Source organism: Xanthobacter sp. NM-59, from assembly GCF_021401125.1.
Lineage (GTDB): Bacteria > Pseudomonadota > Alphaproteobacteria > Rhizobiales > Xanthobacteraceae > Xanthobacter.
Genome location: NZ_JACBFQ010000001.1, coordinates 386,659 through 406,272, shown reverse-complemented (window position 1 = coordinate 406,272; position 19,614 = coordinate 386,659). Strand labels below are relative to the sequence as shown.

Sequence of the window (19,614 nt, the reverse complement as noted above, 5' to 3'; positions counted from 1 at the left end):
TGTCGACTCTCCGTTCCCCCTTTCCGAACATTCGATCTGACGAACACCTCCCGGACGCCACCACGGAGTCTCCCGTGAACGCCCCTTCATCGACCGCGCCGGACCCGCAAACGGCCGCGCCGGTCATTCTGTTCGACAAGGTCGAGAAGACCTATGCCGGCCGGCGCGGCCAGGTGCCGGTGACAGCGCTGTCCGACATTTCCCTGGCTGTGCCGGAGGGTGCCATTGTCGGCGTCATTGGCCGCTCGGGCGCTGGCAAGTCCACCCTCATCCGCCTGGTCAACGGGCTGGAGCGACCCAGCTCCGGCCGTGTGGTGGTGGCGGGCACCGATGTCGCCGCGCTCTCCGAGAAGGCGCTGCGCGCCGAGCGCCGCTCCATCGGCATGATCTTCCAGCACTTCAACCTTCTCGCCCGCCGCACCGCCTATGACAATGTGGCGCTGCCGCTGGAGATCGCCGGCCTGGCCCGCCAGGAGATCAAGGCCCGGGTGGAGCCGCTGCTGGAGCTGGTGGGCCTCGCCGACAAGCGCGAGCGCTATCCGGCCGAGCTTTCCGGCGGGCAGAAGCAGCGCGTGGGCATCGCCCGCGCCCTCGCCACGCGCCCCCGCGTTCTGCTCTCCGACGAGGCCACCTCGGCCCTCGACCCCGAAACCACCGGCCAAATCCTGGCGCTGCTGCGCAAGGTGAATGCCGAGCTGAAGCTGACCGTGCTGCTCATCACCCACGAAATGGCGGTGATCAAGGCCGTCGCCGACCGGGTGGCGGTGATCGACGGCGGACGCATCGTGGAAGAAGGCGCCACCTATGACGTGTTCGCCCATCCACGCCACGCGACCACCCGCGCCTTCCTCTCCGACCTCACCGGCGCCAGCCTGCCCCCCTATGTCGCGGATCGATTGAAGAGCGAGCCGGGGCCGGGCCGCGAGGCTCTCGTGCGCATCGTATTCACGGGCGACCATGCGACCGATCCGGTGCTCTCGCGGGTGTCGCGCCTGCTGGGGCTGGACCTCAACATCATCCAGGCCCAGGTGGACGAGATTGCCGGCAAGCCGTTCGGTGTCATCGTCATCTCGGTGCCCGGCGACGCCGCCACCCTGTCCGCCGTGACCAACGCGGTGGAGCGCCTGAACCTCGACGCGGAGGTGCTTGGCTATGTTTGATTGGACTTTCGGCCTCCTCTCGCCGGCCATGACTGACCTCATCATCGAGGCCACCAAGCAGACTCTTTACATGGTGCTGGTCTCGGGCCTGCTGGGCACGCTCGTCGGCCTGCCGCTGGGCGTGTTCCTGGCCACCAGCCGCTCGGGCGAGCTGCTCGCCGCGCCGTGGCTCAACGGCGTGCTGGGCCTGGTGGTGAACGCCGCCCGCTCCACGCCATTCATCATCCTGGTGGTGGCCATCATCCCCTTCACGCGTTTGGTGGCGGGAAGCTCCATCGGCACCAATGCGGCCATCGTGCCGCTCACGGTGGCGGCGGCGCCCTTCATCGCCCGGCTCATCGAAGCGTCCGTGCGCGAGGTGGACCAGGGATTGGTGGAGGCTGCCCGCGCCATGGGTGCGGGCCCGCTGCAGATCATCACCAAGGTGCTGCTGCCCGAGGCGCTGCCGTCCATCACCCTGGCGCTGACCCTCGCCGTGGTGTCGCTGCTGGGCTACTCGGCCATGGTGGGCGCGGTGGGCGGCGGCGGCCTGGGCGATCTCGGCATCCGCTTTGGCTACCAGCGCTTCATGCCCGAGGTGATGGCCACCGTGGTCGTGGTCCTGATCCTGCTGGTTCAGGGCGTGCAAACCCTGGGCGACAGCCTGGCCCGCCGGCTCGACAAGCGCCATCGCGGCTGAACCGGCGGCCCTGAAGCCTGCCCCATGTCCCAACATCTGGCCTCGTCCCAGACGCGGCCATCCCCCTCACCCTGACGGAGAGACATCCATGAAGCTCACCGCATTCGCCCTTGCCGCCGCGCTGGGCCTGACCGGCCTGTCGGCCGCCGCCCGCGCCGAGGCCATCAAGGTGGCCGTCACCCCCGGCCCCCACGCACAGATCCTGGAGGCGGTGAAGCCCATCGCCGCCAAGAAGGGCCTCGACATCACCATCGTCGAATTCTCCGACTATGTGGTGCCCAATGCCGCCCTGGCAGCCGGGGAGATCCAGGCCAACTCCTTCCAGCACCAACCCTATCTCGATGCCCAGATCGCCGATCGCGGTTACAAGATCAGCCCCGTGGGCTACACGGTGAACTTCCCCATCGGCGTCTATTCCAAGAAGTATAAGAGCTTCGACGACATCCCCGCCGGCGCCAGCATCGCCATTCCCAACGACCCCACCAACGGCGGGCGCGTGCTGCTGCTTCTGGCCGACAAGGGCTATCTCAAGCTCGACCCGAAAGCCGGCGTGAAGGCCTCGGTGGCGGACATCGTGGAGAACCCGAAGAAGTTCAAGTTCGTTGAGATCGATGCCGCCCAGCTCCCCCGCGCCCTGCCCGACGTGGATGCCGCCGGCATCAACACGAACTACGCCAAGGAAGCCGGCCTGGACCCCGTGAAGGACCCCATTTTGCGCGAGGACCCCAAGGGCCCCTATGTGAACGTCATCGCCGTGCGCACCGAGGACAAGGACAAGCCCTGGGTGAAGACACTGGTGGAAAGCTACCAGTCGCCCGAGGTGAAGACCTTCATCCTCGACACCTTCAAGGGCTCGGTGCTGCCGAGCTGGTGAGCCCAGCTCCCGCCGCTTTGACACGAAAACCCGGCGCGCCACCGCGCGCCGGCCCCTCAGGATCCACGCCGCGCAACGATGAACAGCCGCGGAAAGGCCAGCAGCACCTTGCCATCCGCCCGCATGGGATAAGGGCCCACCAGGCGCTGGCGGTATTCCTCCAGGAACTGGGCCTTCTCATCCCCTTCCAGCGGATCGATGAATGGCCGCAGCCCGGTGCCCTTCACCCATTCCACGATCGCCGCCGCGCTGGCCAGGGGGTGGTTGTAGATGGTGTGCCAGATGTCCACTCGCTGGGCGGAATTGATCAGCAGGTCATAATAGGCGGTGGGCGGCGGCAGCGTGGTACGGGCCGCGACGGCATCACGCAGCTTGCGGGCCCAGGGCCCGGTCATCGCCGTCTCACGCATGGCCACGTGGGAGGGCTCGTCCAGATTGTCGGGCATCTGCACCGCCAGCACCCCGCCGGGCGCAAGCAGGGACAAAAGGCGTGGAAAGACCGCCTCATGGTCCGGCACCCATTGCAACACCGCATTCGCGAATATGAGATCGGCTGGCCGCGGGAGCGTGAAGGTCGAGGCATCGCCAATCTCGAAACGCGCCCGGGGCAGGCGCTTGCGGGCCGCCTCCAGCATGGCCGGCGATGTGTCGAGCCCCAGCACCTCGGCATCGGGGAAGCGTGCCGCGATCAGCTCCGTGGAGTTGCCCGGACCGCAGCCGAGGTCCACCACGAACGACGCCTGATCCAGCGACACCTGTGCCAGCAGATCCCGCGCCGGGCGGGTGCGCTCGTCCTCGAACTTCAGATACTGCTGGGCATTCCAATCGGCCATGGGGGTCTCCTGAACGGCGGTCGGATACAATAGCATCACCACCTTGCGGAAGGATCACCTCGCAACCGCATGGCGTTTCGCCGTTGCCAAAGGCCCGGTGCAAGAGTAGAGACGACCTCACATCCAGAGTTGGGGCGACGCCCAACACCAACCTGCCGGTCCGGGCAAGGTGGTACTCTCTTCCAGCAGAGAGGATGTGGCCGAGCCGGCAAACCAACGGATCAAGCCACCCAGCGTCAGTCCCGACAGGCCCGAGGACGACGCCATGCCCATCAAGATTCCCGACCTTCTGCCCGCCCGCCGCACGCTGGAGGCCGAGGGCATGATGGTGATGAGCGAAGGCGACGCCATCCGGCAGGACATCCGCCCCCTGCGCATCGCTCTCCTCAACCTGATGCCGGACAAGATCTCCACCGAAGTGCAGATCGCCCGCCTGCTGGGGGCAACACCGCTACAGGTCGAACTGACGCTCGTGCGCATCACCGAGCACGTCTCCCGCAATACCCCCGAAGACCACATGTCCGCCTTCTACCGCCCCTGGGCGGAGGTGGAGCATGAGCGATTCGATGGCCTCGTGGTCACCGGCGCCCCGGTGGAGCACCTGCCGTTCGGCGAGGTTTCATATTGGGACGAGCTCTCCCGCGTGTTCGACTGGACCCAAACCCATGTGCACCGCACCTTCACCATCTGCTGGGCGGCGCTGGCGGCGGTGCGGCACTTCCACGGCATGCCGAAGCACACTCTGGGGCAAAAGGCGTTCGGGCTCTATCGCCACCGCGTCCTGCAGCCCGCCTCGCCTTTTCTGCGCGGATTTCCGGACACCTTCCGGGTTCCCGTCTCCCGCTGGGCGGAGGCCCGCGCGCGCGATATTCCCGCCGATAGCGGCCTGATCGTGCTGGCCGACTCCCGGGAGACCGGCCTGTGCCTGCTCGACGATCCGCGCCACCGGGCGCTGCACATGTTCAATCACCTGGAATACGACGCGGCCACTCTGGCCAACGAATATTTCCGGGACGCGGCGAAGGAGCCCGGAACGCCCCTTCCAGCCCACTATTTCCCTGACGACAATCCGCAGACACCGCCGGAGAATCGCTGGCGCGGCCACGCGCACCTGCTATTCGCCAACTGGATCAATGAGATGTACCAGAGCACGCCGTTCGAGCTGGAACGCGTCGGGCAGTCGGATGCGTAAGCTTCACCAGCCAGGAGGTTGCGCGGCGGCCCCCCGTTGCGCGGGCTTCAACGAGGCGCCCAGACGTGCAATGCAGCCAAGAAGTATACATTGACAATCCCTGCCTGCCAACCTAGAGTTTTCACGGTAGCCTAATACAAAAGAACTATAAAGTTCTTCCGATCGTAGATAAAGCTGGAGCTGCGGCGCGGGACCCCAATTGGCCATGGATCAAAGCAACGTTCTGGACGAGGTGCCGTTGCAGCGCGCCACGGAGGCGTCTCAATACTGGGTGTGGCAGCTCAACAAGAATTGTGAGTTTTGCTTTTCCTCGTCCGCGGCCCGCCCTCTGCTCGGCCTCGGCGCAGATGATATAATGGGGCGGGAGTATTTCTCCGTTCTGCCCAATAATGGTACGCCCGACTTCGAAAGCATCTTTAGAAGCGCGGTGACTGAAGGCCGTTCCATTGAAAACCTGGTCCACAAGACGCAGCATGCGAACGGCTCCTCTCGCGTTTTCGAGGTAAGTGGCGCACCGGTACGGCGCGACGACGGTGCGCCTGATGGCTTCTTCGGTGTCAGCACCGACATCACCGCCGAGACCGCGGAGGAAAAGAACCTCCTCGATCCCAAGACGCTCTATACGGAAGCGCCGGTGGCGCTGTGCGTCGTCAACCGGCAAGGACACTATACCCGCGTCAACGGCCAGTTCGCGCGCACCGCCGGCCTGCCGGCCGAGCGCATCATCGGCCTGCCTGTCGCCGAATTCTCACCCGAGGCCGCGCAGCACTTCGAGCGCAACATCAAGATCTTCGATCTCGGCGGCGAGGTGAGCGAACATGAGGTGAGATGGCGCGGCCGCTCGTTCCGCATGTCCGTGGAGCCGGTGCGCAACGGCGAGGGCGACGTGGTGGGCGGCTCCATCGCCCTGGTGGACATCACCGACTACGACAACGCCATCCGCGGCCTCACCTCCGCCAATCGCCGCTTCCAGCTGCTGGCCGAGCGGGACTATCTGACCGGCCTGTTCAACCGCAGGCAGTTCGAGAAGATCTTCCGGATGGAGCTGAGCGCGGCGCGGCGCGATGCCCTGCCCGTGTCCCTGCTAATTGTCGATGTGGACCAGTTCAAGCGCTTCAACGACCATTACGGGCACGCGGCCGGTGACCGGAGCCTGCGCGAGGTGGCGAAGGCTCTCGCCAGCGCCTGCTCGCGCCCCCGCGATGCCGTGTGCCGGTATGGCGGCGAAGAGTTCGTGATCGTTCTGCCGGGGACCAATCGCGCCGGCGCGGGCGTGGTGGCCGAGCGGGTTCGGCTGGCGGTGCTCGACCTTCAGCTTCCACACGAGGCGAGCGACCTTGGGACCCTGAGCGTCAGCATTGGCGGCTCCACACTGACGCGAATCCCCAAGGCCGGCGACATCACCAGCTACCGCCAGGCTCTTCTGATGTCGGCGGACGCCGCCCTCTATGAAGCCAAGCTGGGCGGACGAAACACGTTCCGCATCGCCCAGCCCCCCATCGGCGGCGCCTGAAGACGCCGGCGGGCAACGCCGCCGGCGCCCTGCTTCAGCGCGAGAACTTCTTGTACTGGATGCGCTTCGGGATGGTGGAATCGAGCCCCAGCCGGCGCTTCTTGTCTTCTTCGTAATCGGCGAAGTTGCCCTCGAACCACTCCACGTGGCTGTCGCCCTCGAAGGCCAGCATGTGGGTGGCGACGCGGTCCAGGAAGAAGCGATCATGGGAGATGATGACGGCGCAGCCGGCATAGTCTTCCAGCGCTTCTTCCAGGGCGCGCAGGGTTTCCACGTCAAGGTCGTTGGTGGGCTCGTCGAGCAGCAGCACGTTGCCGCCGCGCTGGAGTACCTTGGCAAGGTGCACGCGATTGCGCTCACCACCGGAGAGCATGCCCACCTTCTTCTGCTGGTCGCCGCCCTTGAAATTGAAGGCCGCGCAATAGGCGCGCGAGGGAATCTCCTTCTTGCCGACGTAAATCACGTCGTTGCCGCCGGAGACCTCCTCCCACACCGTCTTCTTGTCGTCGAGGGCATCGCGGCTTTGGTCCACGTAGCCGAGCTTCACCGATTCACCGATGGTGATTGTCCCGCCATCGGGCTTTTCCTGCCCGGTAATCATGCGGAACAGGGTGGTCTTGCCCGCGCCGTTGGGGCCGATCACGCCGACAATGCCGCCCGGGGGCAGCTTGAAGGTGAGATCGTCGATCAGCAGCTTGTCGCCAAACGCCTTATTGAGATGCTCGAAGGCGATAACGTTCTGGCCGAGGCGCTCGGCCACCGGAATGATGATCTGGGCGGTCTGCGGCGCCTTTTCGGAGGCCTTCTGCACCAGCTCGTCATAGCGCTGGATACGCGCCTTGTTCTTGGCCTGGCGGGCCTTGGGGGAAGCAGCAATCCACTCCTGCTCGCGGGCGAGCGCGCGTTGGCGGGCCTCGTCCTCACGACCCTCCTGGGTGAGGCGCTTCTGCTTCTGCGCCAGCCAGGACGAATAGTTGCCCTCATAGGGAATGCCCCGGCCGCGATCGAGCTCGAGGATCCAGCTCGTCACGTTGTCGAGGAAGTAGCGATCGTGGGTGACGATGAGGATCGCGCCCGGATAGGTGCGCAGATGGCCTTCCAGCCAGTTCACCGTCTCGGCGTCCAGATGGTTGGTGGGCTCGTCGAGCAGCAGCAGCTCGGGCTGTTCCAGCAGCAGGCGGCACAGGGCCACGCGCCGGCGCTCACCACCGGAGAGGCGAGTGACCTCCCAATCGTCGGGCGGGCAGCCCAGGGCCTCCATGGCCTGTTCCACCTTCGAATCGAGATCCCACAGGCCCTGGCCCTCGATCTCGTCCTGCAGGCGAGTCATCTCGTCCGCGGTCTCTTCCGAGTAGTTCATGGCGAGTTCGTTGTAGCGGTCGAGAATGGCCTTCTGCTTGGCCACGCCCTCCATCACGTTCTCGCGCACGGTCTTGTTGGGGTCGAGCTGCGGCTCCTGGGGCAGGTAGCCCACGCGCACGCCATCCGCCGGCTTCGCCTCGCCGGAAAAGTCCTTGTCGAGCCCCGCCATGATGCGAAGCAAGGTCGACTTACCAGCGCCGTTAACGCCGAGCACGCCGATCTTGGCATCCGGGTAGAAGGACAGATGCACATTATCCAGGACCTTCTTGCCGCCCGGATAGGTCTTGGTCAGACCGTGCATATGATAAGCATATTGGTAGGAGGCCATACGCCACCGGCTCCATGAGAGTACGGGAAAGTTGCCGTCGTTCTAACGATGCTGCCGGGGCGCGGCAAGCAGCGCCTTCCCATGTCCCACTGCGCCTGAGTTTTGAGCGCGCTGCCGCGCCGCCATGAAGCCCCTCCGCCCGCGAGTCGCACACCCCGCCGACGATGGCGCGCCGCCCTCAGCGAACCTTCCGGTCTGTTTTTCAGACGCAATCACAATGACTTAAATTCTTTGCCGGGCACAAAATCCACAGGCGAGACCACTCACCACACGAAGATTCTTGCATTCCGAGGCCGCTCCTGCCATATGGACGTCATCGCCGGCGACGCACTGCGGTGCCGCGAAATGGATGCGGGTGTAGCTCAGGGGTAGAGCACAACCTTGCCAAGGTTGGGGTCGAGGGTTCGAATCCCTTCGCCCGCTCCAGTTTCTCTCAAGACACGATGATATGCGAAAGTGCCGGGTGCGGGCGTGATTTTGCGCTCTCCAGCGACGCGCTCGCGTGCCTTCGGACGGACGCGCGATTTAGCCTGAAAGCGCAGGCAAAGCGATCAGCGCCACCGCGCCGCCCCCCGCCCGGTTGGCGATCCGAAAACGCCCACCGTGGGCCTTCGCCACCTGCCGCACAATGCTGATGCCCAGGCCCGTGCCGAAGATGCCGCCTGAATTGGACGCGCGAAAATAGCGCTGCCCCACCTTTCCGATCTCGCCTTCGGGAATACCCCTGCCCTCGTCGCACACTTCAATGTGCACGCGCGCGCCCACCCGCGACACACGAACCTCGATCGCGGTGCTCGAGGGCGAGAACTTCGCGGCATTGTCGATCAGGTTGCCGATGGCGATGGCCGCCATGTCGGTGTCGAGCATAAGGCGCTCCGAGGGCTCCAGCCCCTCGAAGCTCACGTTAATCTGCCGCTCCAGGTGAAGCTCTCGAAACCGCTGCAGCAGCGCCGAAATGGTCGGCACGATCTCCACCTCCCGGCAGTTGGCCTCCACCACATTGCCGCCGATACGGCTGCGATGAAGCGAGATGTCCATCATCTCCACCAGCCGCTGCACCGCGGCTTCAATCTGGCTGATGCGCCGCCGGTTCGCGCTGTCCTCCACCGGGGTCGCGTAGCGGATCGCGGTGACGCACGTGCGAATGACCGCGAGCGGCGTTCGATATTGGTGGGTGACCACATCGACGAAGCGCAATTGCTCGGCCTGGGCCGCCCGCTCCTGTTCCAGCGCCCGCTCCGCCGCCTCCTTTGCGGAAAGCAGCTCCGCCGTTCTTGCCTCCACCAGCTCAGCTGCACGGCGCTCTGCCCGACGCGAGACCTCAAGCAGCTGACTTTCGCGCCGCTGATATTCCAGCCGCGCAGACTCCTGCAAAAGCGAAATAGCCATCAACGCCACAAAGATGATGTTCCCGAAGGAGATGAACGCCATCAGATCCGTAGTAGGCGCGAACACCCCAAGAAGCGCCGCATGATAGGAAATGGCGGCAACCGCATAAAAGCTGCAGCCTATAGCCGCCATGCGCGCGCCGCTCTTCGCCACAAGCGCATGCCGAATATTCAGGTATGTAAAGATGGCCAGCATGATCGAGACAATGATCAGCTCCCAAGGGATATAAAATCGATAATAGCCGAGCAGACTGAGCGCCAATCCGCACGCGACAAACCCCATCGCCGCCCTGTTCAGCTGATGCAGGTGCGGACAACACGCCCGCAGATTGGCCTGGCTGCCCATGTAGCCCAACCCGAAGAAGTGACAGATCAAAATGGCGAATTGGCAGAACTGATCGGGAAGCTCCGGCGAAAGCTCGCGCATCCAGCTCAGACCGAAGCCACTCAGGGGAAAAACGTTGACGGAAAAGCCGAGAACGAAAAGCGCAAACCAAAGCAACACCGGACTGCGTGAGCGGGACCACGCGAGCATGATGATCAAAGCTAAGGTGATAAAAAAAGCGAAACCAAAGCCGAGCGCAAAACTCCTGGAGGCAGCCATGTTGGCGAATGCCGAGGAAGACCCCAGCCACGCAGCGAAAGTCAGCGAGCTTCCGGTGTGCACCCGAATGTAGATGTCGAATACCGGGGACGGCACCGGTTCGAGCGCCGCGAATTGAAATGGCGCGTGCCCCGTGCCCGGCCCCACGGCCACATGATCACCGAGCCGAATTTCATGAAAATCCGTCACACCGCGCGGCGCGGGCACACTCGGATAGAAGACATCTATATTATCGACAAAATTGGGTTGCAGCCATAAATACAAATCCCCCCTATTGAAACGCGGATTCCGCACAGTGACTTTGAACCAATACGCATCTGATGCGTAGCCGAAAAATATAATCCGCGGAGCTGCAGAGAACAGCGCACTCTCGGCACCAAAGGCGACGTCTTGCAAACTCAGATGCCCGGAGACATCACGCAGCATCATCAGATGCCCAAGCAAGGAAACCGGCTTCGCGTTTTCGCCGATGTCGAGTGGGGGCGGAGCCGGCCCGTCTTCCGCCGCCAGCGGCCCGACCGCCGCAAGCAGAATAATGCAGGCGACCACCACGCGGAAAACCGTTCTACAGCGACTGATCATGGATGCCTTCGCGAGAACACGCGGATTCTAGCCGCTCTATAGACAATGAATCACAATATTCGTATTTGAACGTGATCCTCAGTTGACAAATTCACTTAAATTCGATCTACATTGCATCTGATCCATCATACTGATCTATTTTCCACATTTGTGAAGCAGGGTCCAGCGCGTTGCTTTGGTTGTTGGGCGGAGCTGATGTATGGCGAAGGTTGTGATCGTCGAGGATGACGATAGTCTGCGCGGCAGTCTCGGCGACTGTCTCAATATGATGGGGCACGAGGTCGAGGGCGTCGGGAGTGCCGTGGAGTTCTATCAGCTTCTGGCGAACCAGCGCTTTGATGTGGCTGTGATCGACATCAATCTTCCCTATCATGATGGTTTCAGCATTGTCAGCCATCTTTCAGATCATTCCGAGCTGAAGATCATCATTGCGTCCGTCCGGGATACGCTGCCCGATCGGGTGAAGGGCTACCAATCGGGCGCGGACATTTATATGACTAAGCCCATCGATCCAGAAGAGCTTGCCGCCGCCATCCAAAGCTTGATGGGAAAGCGCAGAGACCAGGCGCCGGGCTCGGAAAAAACCTGGATCTTTCGCCCTCGGACCATGGATGTGGTGGCGCCGAACGGCAGTAGCTTCAACCTCACGCGACGCGAAGCGCGCTTCCTCGGCTTTCTCCTCAGCCACACAGCGCAGGTGGTGACCCGCGACGAGGTCCTTCGGGCGCTCGGGGACGATGACGAGGAGAAGACCCGGCGCAACCTCGACACGCTGGTTTCGCGATTGCGCGCGAAGGTGAAGGCCAGGACCGGCCTCGCCCTGCCAGTCGACACCGTTCAGGGCAGCGGTTTTTCCATGCGGGATAAAGTGGAGCTTCAGGAGCCGGGCCCTGGTGGCGGTTCCACGACATAAGGCAGGCCGCGGTCAGGTCTCGGGAGCGTTTCGAACGGCGGAGACAGGCACGCGCCCGCCGGGCACGTGCGGCCGAAGATGCGCGCGGAACCGGTGCACGCGAGGGGCGGTGCGCTTTTGCCAGTGAATTTGGCATTGCATCTCATCGCGACGCAACCCAAAGGACCGGAGACCGCCAAACTCCTCTGCGATGCCAAATGACATATTCCTTTCATTTCACGGCTAAATTGGCAGATTTCATGCAAATTGCTGATAAATCGGACCTTGCCGTCAAGTAAATGCCCATGTTAGCGGTATCAGTGGGCGGTGAAATTGATGGAAAGACGGCTCTGGCGGCATGTGCTGAATACCAGCTCCCGCGCCGTTTAGAGCCTCCTTCGTGCACAAGGCACGAGGCCGGATGAGCCATCGCCCAGGGCTTGCGGCAGGTTGTCGATCGCGGTGATTTCGGACTTTCCTGCAACAAAGAAGAAGTCTGGCGGCGGCGTATTCTTGAAATGCCGGGCGCAACATGACGTGGGCACCGGCGCGTCCGCGGCGGGGTTTCGACTGTTCATTTTGATCTTGGGGACGTGATCATGATCTTCAGCCGCCAGCATCCGAGCACGGCCAAGGCCAGACGCAGCGCGCTTTCCGGGACCACGTCCTACAACACCTTAAGTTTGCTCAGCTTATCCGCGCTGATGATGGCCGCCAATGTGGGAACGGCGGCAGCCCAGCAGGTGGTTGCGAACAATGGCGTGAACACGCCCATCAACGTCGTGACCGACGGCGGCAACGGGACGGATTCCGTGTTCCACGTCTTCGAGTCCGACGAGGCCCCGACCCCGGGTGGCGGCGCGGGCGCGGTTTCGGCAACGGCGACGGGCACCATCGATTCCGATGCAAGCGGAAACGTTATCGCGATTTCCGCCAAAGGCGGAAACGGCGGCAACGCCACCTGGCATGACCTGGCCGAGGCGGGAACCTTCAACGGCCAAAATGGCGGCGGCGCGGGTAATGTCACGGTGACCAGCAGCGCCAACCTGTTCAGCTCCGGCGGCGCGGGCGCGCTGGGCATCATCTCCATCACGGCCGATGGCGGCAGCGGCGGCAATGCCGCGAACTTCAGCTCGCTCTATAATTCCGACTCGCTGATGCCCTATTCGGCGGGATCGGGCGGCGCCGGAGCCACCGTGACCGTCACCCTCTCGGCCGGGCCGGACGGATCACCCTCCCTCGTCCACCAGAACAGTGACGCGCCGGCCGGCCTTGCCGCCGTTTATGTCAGCGCCAGCGGCGGCGCGGCGGGCGAAGGCGACCAGAGTTCGGAAGGCGACTATGGCAGCTGGGGCGGCAATGGCGGCTATGCGGGCACGGTGACCGTGCACGCCGACAAGGTGTCGATCCTCACCATCAGCGATCAGTCCGCCGGCATCCACGCCATCGCCAATGGCGGCGCCGGCGGCAATGGCGGCTATACGCAGGACGACACCCTCGGCATATCGGGCCTCGGCGGCGACAGCGGCGGCGGTGGCACGGTGACGGTCACCCTTGGCCACCATTCGTCCATCAACACCCAGGGGGATTTCTCCGTCGGCATCCTGGCCGAGGCGAACGACGCGCCCGCCGGCAGCGCCGGCCTGGGTGGCAATTCCGCAATTCCCGGCGGCACGGCCATTGGCGGCGGCTGGGTCACCGTTCTCAATGACGGGACCATCAAGACACAGGGCAATGGCGCCCATGGCATCGTGGCCCAGGCGGGGGGCAGCAGCGGCGGCGACGGCACCACCTCCTATGGTGTCATCTATTCGGTCGCGGGCAGCGGCGGTGTAGGCGGGGATGGCGGCACGCTCACCGTCACCAATTCGGTGAGTGGCACCATCACGACCTCGGGTTCCGGCTCCTACGGCATCATCGCCCAATCCATCGCCGGTACGGGCGGCAATGCGGGCGACGCGGAATCCGTTGCTGTCTCCATCGGCGGCGATGGCGGCAATGCCGGCAATGGCGGGTCCGTCACGGTGGACAATGCCGGCTCCATCACCACTTCCGGCACCGGCGCGGCTGGCATCGCCGCCCTCAGCATCGGCGGCGGCGGCGGCATCCTCCTGGGCGAGGTGGCGCAGGCGAACATGATCCAGGGCAGCTCGACCAGCGGCGGCGCGGGCGGCACGGCGGTCACCCTGCTCGGCCCGTTCTCGCTGGGCGGGCATGCCGGCGGCGGTGGAGATGGCGGCGATGTGACCGTCTCCAACACCGGGAAAATCGAAATCGAGGGGTCGAACTCCATCGCCATCCAGGCGCAATCCATCGGCGGCGGCGGCGGAAATGGCGGCGGCTCCTACAGCGAGAGCCTGTTCGCCAGCGTCTCGATCGGCGGAAATGGCGGCGACGGCGGAGATGGCGGCGCGGTCACCATCAATCCGACCAGCGCCGTGGACCTGTCCACAGAGGCGGCTCCGGCCGTGACGGGGAAGATCACCCTTAGCCAGCACGACTCCTATGGCATCTACGCCTCGTCCATCGGCGGCGGCGGCGGTGATGGCGGCAGCACGACAGGCGTTGCCCTCGGAGTGCCGGTCGCGGGGCTGGACTACCAGGGCTATTCCTTTCAGTTCGCACTGGGCGGCAGCGGCGGCAGTGGCGGCGACGGCGGGGCGGTGACCGTCAACAACATCAGCGAGATCACGGCGCTGGATGAAAACACCGTCGGCGTCTTCGTCCAGTCGGTGGGCGGCGGCGGCGGCACCGGTGGCTCGGCCACCGGAGTGAGCGTCGCGCTCGGCGACTTCACCTACGCCCCCGTGCCCTCCATCTCCGCAGCCGTGGACATTGGCGGCAGCGGCGGCAACGGCGGCGACGGCGGCACCGTGACCGTCAACAACTACGCCAAGATCTCGACCGTGGGCGACATGTCCCCTGCCCTGCTCGCGGAATCCATCGGCGGCGGCGGCGGCAATGGCGGCAACGCCACTGCGCTCTCGGCGGCGGTCAATGGTGCCTATTCCGCCAGCGTGAGTGTCGCAATCGGTGGAAAAGGCGGGTCCGGCGGCGTGGGCGGCCAGGTCGATGTGGTGAACACGGCCGCCCTGAGCACCCAAGGCCAGTTCTCGGACGCCCTCTATGCCCAGTCCGTCGGTGGCGGCGGCGGCAATGGCGGTAGCGGCGCGGCCTACGCGATCCCGGGGCTGCTGCCGATCGGCTACAATTTCACCGGAACCGTGGGCGTCGGCGGGCGTGGCGGCTCGGGCGGTGACGGCGGCGCGGTCACCGTGACGAACTACGGTGCCATCTCGACCCTCGTGCAAGGATCGCGCGGCATCTTCGCCCAGTCGGTGGGCGGTGGCGGCGGCAATGGCGGCGGCGGGCAATCGGTCGGCATTTCGAACTTCGAGTCCGTGCAGGTGGGCGTGGGCGGCTCCGGCGGCGCGGCCGGCAATGGCGGCGCGGTTACGGTCACCAACAAGACGAGCGGCTCGATCGAAACCCACGCGGCGGGCGGCAACGGCATCGTTGCCCAGTCGGTTGGCGGCGGCGGCGGCACCGGCGGCGCTGCCTCGGCCTCGCAGAGCTTTTCGACCACGACCAATGTCGGCCGCATCCTGAAAGCCTACAGCTCGAAGATCTCGAAGACGCTGTCAGCCGATAAGCTGTGGGGGCGCAGCGCCAGCAAGTATTCCTTCAGCCAGCAGGTCAATGTGGGCGGCTCCGGTGGCGCGGGGGGCAACGGCGGCGCGGTCAGCGTTGAGAATGACGGCAAGGTCACGACCCATGGCGACTCCGCCAATGGCATTCTCGCCCAGTCCGTCGGCGGCGGTGGAGGTGTCGGCGGCGCGGCCAGCGGCGCGGGCGGCGCACTGGCCAATCTGGATATCAATGTCGGCGGCAGCGGCGGTGATGACGGCCCGGCCCATGGCAGCGGCGGCACCGTGAACGTGACCAACACCGCCGCCATCTCGACCGGGGGCGACTATTCCGCCGGCATATTCGCCCAGTCGGTGGGCGGCGGCGGCGGAGCCGGCGGCTCGGCGATGGACGGGACCTATGCGTCCGGCGTCGTGTCCGTCGATGTCGGCGGCAGTGAAGGGGCCTCCGGCAATGGCGGCAAGGTGACGGTGACCAGCACCGGCGCGATCTCCACCAAGGGCTATCAATCCCACGGCATCCTGGCGCAATCCATCGGCGGCGGCGGCGGCACCAGCCAGATCAACCTTGAATATTATCAATATGTTGATGAGGTCGACCCGACGAGCGGCCTCACCGTATCGCATCCGGAGATCGTCCTTGATTCAACGGTCTATGGCGGCGGCAGCTCGGCCACAGGCGGCAATACGGGCTCTTCAGGCGTGAGCCTGGGCATCGCCACCACCATCGGCGGCAGCGGCGGCGCCGGCGGCAGCGGTGCAGAGGTTGACGTTACGGTGGGATCCACCATCACCACGGCAGGCAAGGATGCCTACGGCGTGTTCGCCCAATCGGTGGGTGGTGGCGGCGGCACCAGCGGCAGCGACAGCGGCGCCATCGCGGCCATCGACAACCATGTCGATGGTTCGGGCGGCAATGCCGGCGACGGTGGCGCCGTCAACGTCATCCTCAAGGCCGGGCTGCAGATCAACACGAAGGGCATGGGCGCGGCGGGCATCGTCGCCCAGTCCATCGGCGGCGGCGGCGGTTTGGTGGGCGGTGTTTCCGACGGCCTGAGCCTCCAGTGGGGCGGCAATTGGGACAATGAAGGCGGCAATGGCGGACACGGCGGCGACATCACCATCAAGAACGACAGCGGCACCGCCAGCATCACCACCGCGGGCCGCGGCGCCCATGGCATCTTTGCCCAATCGGTCGGCGGCGGCGGCGGCGCGGCGGGCTCATCCGAGGGGCTGCTCTCGCTGGGTGGCGGCGTCAACGGACAGTCTCGGCATGGCGGCCAGATCACCATCGACTATGCCGGTGACATCAGTGCCAAGGGCGTGAACTCCATCGCGATTTTCGCGGAGAGCACGGGCGCCAATGTCACCGCGCCCGGCACCACCGCCAACGGCATCATCGCAGTGACGACCAATGGCACCATCGCGGGTGGCTCCGGCTCCAGCGGCGCGGGCATCGCGCTGGTCGGCGGCGGCTCCGGCATCGCCCAGAACACCATCAATGTGAATGGTGGCAGCGTTTCTGCGGGTGCGAACGGCTATGCCCTCGCCTTCCTGTCGCAGGCCGCATCGACGGTTGCGGTGGTCAATAGCGGGACGATCACCGGCAATATCGACCTCGGCCGCGCCGCGAATACATTCGAGAACAACGGCACGCTCTATTCCGGCGCCAACGTGATCATCAATAACTCGACCGGCGGCAGCTACTGGACGCCGATCTCCTCCGATCTGCTGGCGGACGGCAGCCCGAGCGGCACCCTTGGTCCGGTGGTGAACGGGGACACCTTCACCAATGCCGGCACCATCAACCCCTTCGGCATCGGCGTCATCGGCACCACGACGCTAGATACCTCGGACTACGTGCAGACGAAGACGGGCCTGCTCCAGGTTGATGTCGACTTCAACACGCAGGCGGCGGACCTTCTGCAGGTGACCGGCGCAGCGACGCTTGACGGCAAGGTGGCGCCGCAGCTCACCTCCCTGCCCACAGCAAGTGCGGTGCGCGATGGCGCCTCCGTGACCATCCTCACCGCGCATGACGCGGTCGCCGGAAACCTGACCCCGGTCAACACCATCGCGGCGAGCTACGCCACGGTGATCGAAGGCAAGGACGTGGCGGTGAAGCTGACCAGCCTCAACTTCGCCAACTCCTCGGTGGTGACAACCGCCAGCCAGAACATCGCCTCCAACCTGCAAAGCGCCTGGACCTCGGGGACCACGGGGCAACTGGGCTCGGCCATGGTGGCGCTGGCCAATCTGCCGGCCGGATCGGCGGCGGCCTATAACAAGGCTCTGGAAGGCCTCTCCGGCGAAGGCAGCGCCGTGGGCTCGGCCAAGGCGCCGGCCCGGGCGCAGGCCTTCGCCCATGCGCTGCATTCCTGCCCGGTCTTCGTCGGGGAGACGGCGAAGCTGATGGAAGAAAGCTGCGTCTGGAGCCAGGTGGTGGGCGACCACTACACGGAGACGAACTCCTCCGGCATCCGTGGCTATGACAATAACTGGGGCGCCTTCCAGGTGGGTGGCCAGAAGGCCCTGGAGGATAACTGGTTTGTGGGCGGGGCTCTTTCCATCGGCCAGGCAACCCTGACTTCGGACGACGGCACCTACCGCGACAACAGTGACAATTATTCGGTGGGCCTGGTGCTCAAGAAGCGCATTCTTGACGTCTGGGAGATCGCCGCCTCGGCCACCTACACCTACAATACGGGCGACTCCAAGCGTGTGGTGGCATCAGCCATGGCCCTGACGTCCAGCGGCCTGTTCCCCACCGCCATGGCGAGCCCGGACACCCACACCTTCGGCGGGCGCCTGCGCTTCGCCTATTATGCGGACTTGGGCGCATTCTACCTGAAGCCCTACGCGGACTTGGACGCGGCCTATGTCTATGCCCCCGCCTATAATGAGGTGGGCGCCGGAATCTGGAACCTGCACTACGCCTCGGCCAGTGACTTCCAGGTGGCGGTGAGCCCCAACCTGGAGATCGGCAGCCGCATCAATACCGAGCTCGGCGTCCTGCGCGCCTATGCCCGCGGCGGCGTGAGCCTGTGGAGTGACGGAGACTGGTCGCAGACCGCGTGGTTCGAGGGCATGGGGCTTGGGGATGCCGGCCACACCAACACGTTCAACGGGTCGGAATTCTACGGCAAGGGCGTGCTCGGCGCGGAGCTCGTGTCCGATAACGGCCTCGCCTTCCGGTTCGAATACACCCTGTCCGGCGACAACGACTTCCTGAACCAGAACTTCGCCGGCCGGCTCGGCTACCGGTTCTGAACCCGCGCCCGGCATCGGTCCACACGGACCGATGCCGGGCGGTCATCCGCCGCTCAATGGGCGAGTGCTGCCGCCAGCTCGTCGAAAATGGGGGTCGAGGGATTTTTGTCGGGCGCGCTTTCGCTGCCCAGGGTCGTCAACACCACAAGGGTGAGATCCTGGGCGTTCTTGTAGCCCGCGACGCCCGCATAACCGCCGAAGAAGAACGTCTTCTTCACCCACGGCGGCAGGATCTCCATGCCAAGACTGAAGGCGTGCTCGGGCGTGTTGATGCCCTTGCCGAGGGTGGCCGGCGTCAGCATCAGGCGCAGGCTTTCCTTCGAGATCGTCTCGCCCCTGCCCAGCGCCCGCATGAGGCGGACCGTGTCGCCCATATCGGCATTGAGAGGCCCGGTGAAGGACGTCCAGGACGGGCTCCAATAGGTGGCGTCCTCGAAAACCCCACGTTCTTTGGTGAAGCCGTGCAAGGGCGGGTCGGGGAGTTCGGCAGTGGTCCAAATGCGGGTCTGCTTCAGGCCCAGCCGATCAATGATGCGTTGCTGCAGCAGGGCCGGATAAGGCGTGCCCGTCGCCTTGGCGAGCGCCTGCGCCAGCACGATGAAGTTGGTGTGGGCGTATTGGAAGCCCGTGCCCGGCTCGAACACCATGCCGCGGGCGAAGGCGATCTTCAGCAGTTCATCCGTGGGCCACGCGCGAAACACATCGCTTTCAAAGGCCCGCACAAAGCCGGGGTCGGATTCGTAATCCGCATAGCCGGAGGTGCTGTCGGCCAGCATGCGCAGGGTGACTTTGCTCGCCTCAGGATAATCGGGCAGCCATTTGTCGATGGTGTCGTCGAGCTTCACCCGCCCTTCGTCCACCAGCTGCATCAGGATCGTGGTCTGCGCGGCAATGGCCACGGCGCCGATGCGAAAGTGCATGTCCCCACGCGCGGGAACCCCGGTGATGGAGGTGCCGGCCACCGCAACGAGTGGGGGCGCATCGGCAATCCCCACGCCCACGATGAGGGCGGTGACGCCGTATCTGGCGCGCATGTCCTCCAATTGCCCGGCGATCTTGCTCCATGCGATCGCCAGGGGCTGGGACGCGGAAGCACCCGGGGCCGTCGCTCCAGCCGCCTGGGCGCGGGCGGGAGCAGGCCCGGTGGCGAAGAGCAGCGCCATGGCGCAGGCGGAAAGCAGAGCGGATCGGCCAATCATGACGTACGCACTCCTGATGACGAAAAGACACCGAAGACCATGCGAAAGCGCTGCAACGCCATCGCTCTAGTGGAATTCACCGACAAAACTG

At 64.9% G+C, this 19,614-nt stretch carries 11 protein-coding genes, 1 tRNA gene and 1 riboswitch; of the genes, 8 read left to right on the top strand and 4 right to left on the bottom strand.

Features of this window, described 5'->3' with window-relative positions; translation table 11 throughout:
- Nucleotides 1-74 precede the first annotated feature (74 nt).
- The 3 genes from L0966_RS01895 (at nt 75) to L0966_RS01885 (ending at nt 2,713) form a co-directional block, all read left to right on the top strand.
- Entirely contained in the window at nt 75-1,160 is a 1,086-nt protein-coding gene (locus tag L0966_RS01895) for a methionine ABC transporter ATP-binding protein (protein ID WP_234050157.1), read from the top strand.
- Nucleotides 1,153-1,839, top strand: a complete 687-nt coding sequence (locus L0966_RS01890) for a methionine ABC transporter permease (RefSeq protein WP_234050156.1) — start codon at nt 1,153-1,155, stop codon at nt 1,837-1,839. The genes L0966_RS01895 and L0966_RS01890 overlap by 8 nt, the downstream gene beginning before the upstream one ends.
- An 88-nt stretch (nt 1,840-1,927) precedes the next feature.
- The gene (locus L0966_RS01885) at nt 1,928-2,713 is read left to right on the top strand and encodes a MetQ/NlpA family ABC transporter substrate-binding protein (protein ID WP_234050155.1); all 786 of its coding nucleotides are present in this window, start codon (nt 1,928-1,930) and stop codon (nt 2,711-2,713) included.
- A 56-nt stretch (nt 2,714-2,769) separates the two neighbouring features.
- Here the strand turns inward: L0966_RS01885 and tam are convergent, their stop codons facing one another.
- The gene (tam, locus tag L0966_RS01880) at nt 2,770-3,546 is read right to left on the bottom strand and encodes a trans-aconitate 2-methyltransferase (RefSeq protein ID WP_234050154.1); all 777 of its coding nucleotides are present in this window, start codon (nt 3,544-3,546) and stop codon (nt 2,770-2,772) included.
- Nucleotides 3,547-3,660: 114 nt separating this feature from the next.
- Nucleotides 3,661-3,772: riboswitch (SAM-I-IV-variant riboswitch) on the top strand.
- Between the two features lie 39 nt (nt 3,773-3,811).
- On the opposite strand from tam, the gene metA reads away from it, so the two are divergent.
- A complete protein-coding gene (gene metA, locus L0966_RS01875; RefSeq protein ID WP_234050153.1) occupies nt 3,812-4,738 on the top strand; it encodes a homoserine O-succinyltransferase in 927 nt (308 codons plus the stop codon).
- A 205-nt stretch (nt 4,739-4,943) separates the two neighbouring features.
- The gene (locus L0966_RS01870; RefSeq protein WP_234050152.1) at nt 4,944-6,251 is read left to right on the top strand and encodes a diguanylate cyclase; all 1,308 of its coding nucleotides are present in this window, start codon (nt 4,944-4,946) and stop codon (nt 6,249-6,251) included.
- Nucleotides 6,252-6,285: 34 nt separating this feature from the next.
- On the opposite strand, the gene ettA is transcribed toward L0966_RS01870, so the two are convergent.
- Complete coding sequence (gene ettA, locus L0966_RS01865) at nt 6,286-7,941, bottom strand: energy-dependent translational throttle protein EttA (protein WP_234050151.1); 1,656 nt, start codon at nt 7,939-7,941, stop codon at nt 6,286-6,288.
- A gap of 351 nt (nt 7,942-8,292) precedes the next feature.
- On the opposite strand from ettA, the gene L0966_RS01860 reads away from it, so the two are divergent.
- Nucleotides 8,293-8,367: transfer RNA gene (locus L0966_RS01860), tRNA-Gly, on the top strand.
- A 99-nt stretch (nt 8,368-8,466) separates the two neighbouring features.
- Here the strand turns inward: L0966_RS01860 and L0966_RS01855 are convergent.
- Nucleotides 8,467-10,515, bottom strand: coding sequence for a sensor histidine kinase (locus L0966_RS01855; RefSeq protein ID WP_234050150.1), 2,049 nt, complete (start codon nt 10,513-10,515; stop codon nt 8,467-8,469).
- 199 nt (nt 10,516-10,714) lie between these two features.
- On the opposite strand from L0966_RS01855, the gene L0966_RS01850 reads away from it, so the two are divergent.
- Nucleotides 10,715-11,428 (top strand): response regulator transcription factor, encoded by a 714-nt coding sequence (locus L0966_RS01850; RefSeq protein ID WP_234050149.1) that lies wholly within the window; start codon nt 10,715-10,717, stop codon nt 11,426-11,428.
- A gap of 578 nt (nt 11,429-12,006) precedes the next feature.
- Complete coding sequence (locus tag L0966_RS22190) at nt 12,007-18,324, top strand: autotransporter outer membrane beta-barrel domain-containing protein (RefSeq protein WP_255683899.1); 6,318 nt, start codon at nt 12,007-12,009, stop codon at nt 18,322-18,324.
- 53 nt (nt 18,325-18,377) lie between these two features.
- Here L0966_RS22190 and L0966_RS01840 read toward each other — a convergent pair whose 3' ends face one another.
- Complete coding sequence (locus L0966_RS01840; RefSeq protein ID WP_234050148.1) at nt 18,378-19,523, bottom strand: serine hydrolase; 1,146 nt, start codon at nt 19,521-19,523, stop codon at nt 18,378-18,380.
- Nucleotides 19,524-19,614 lie beyond the last annotated feature (91 nt).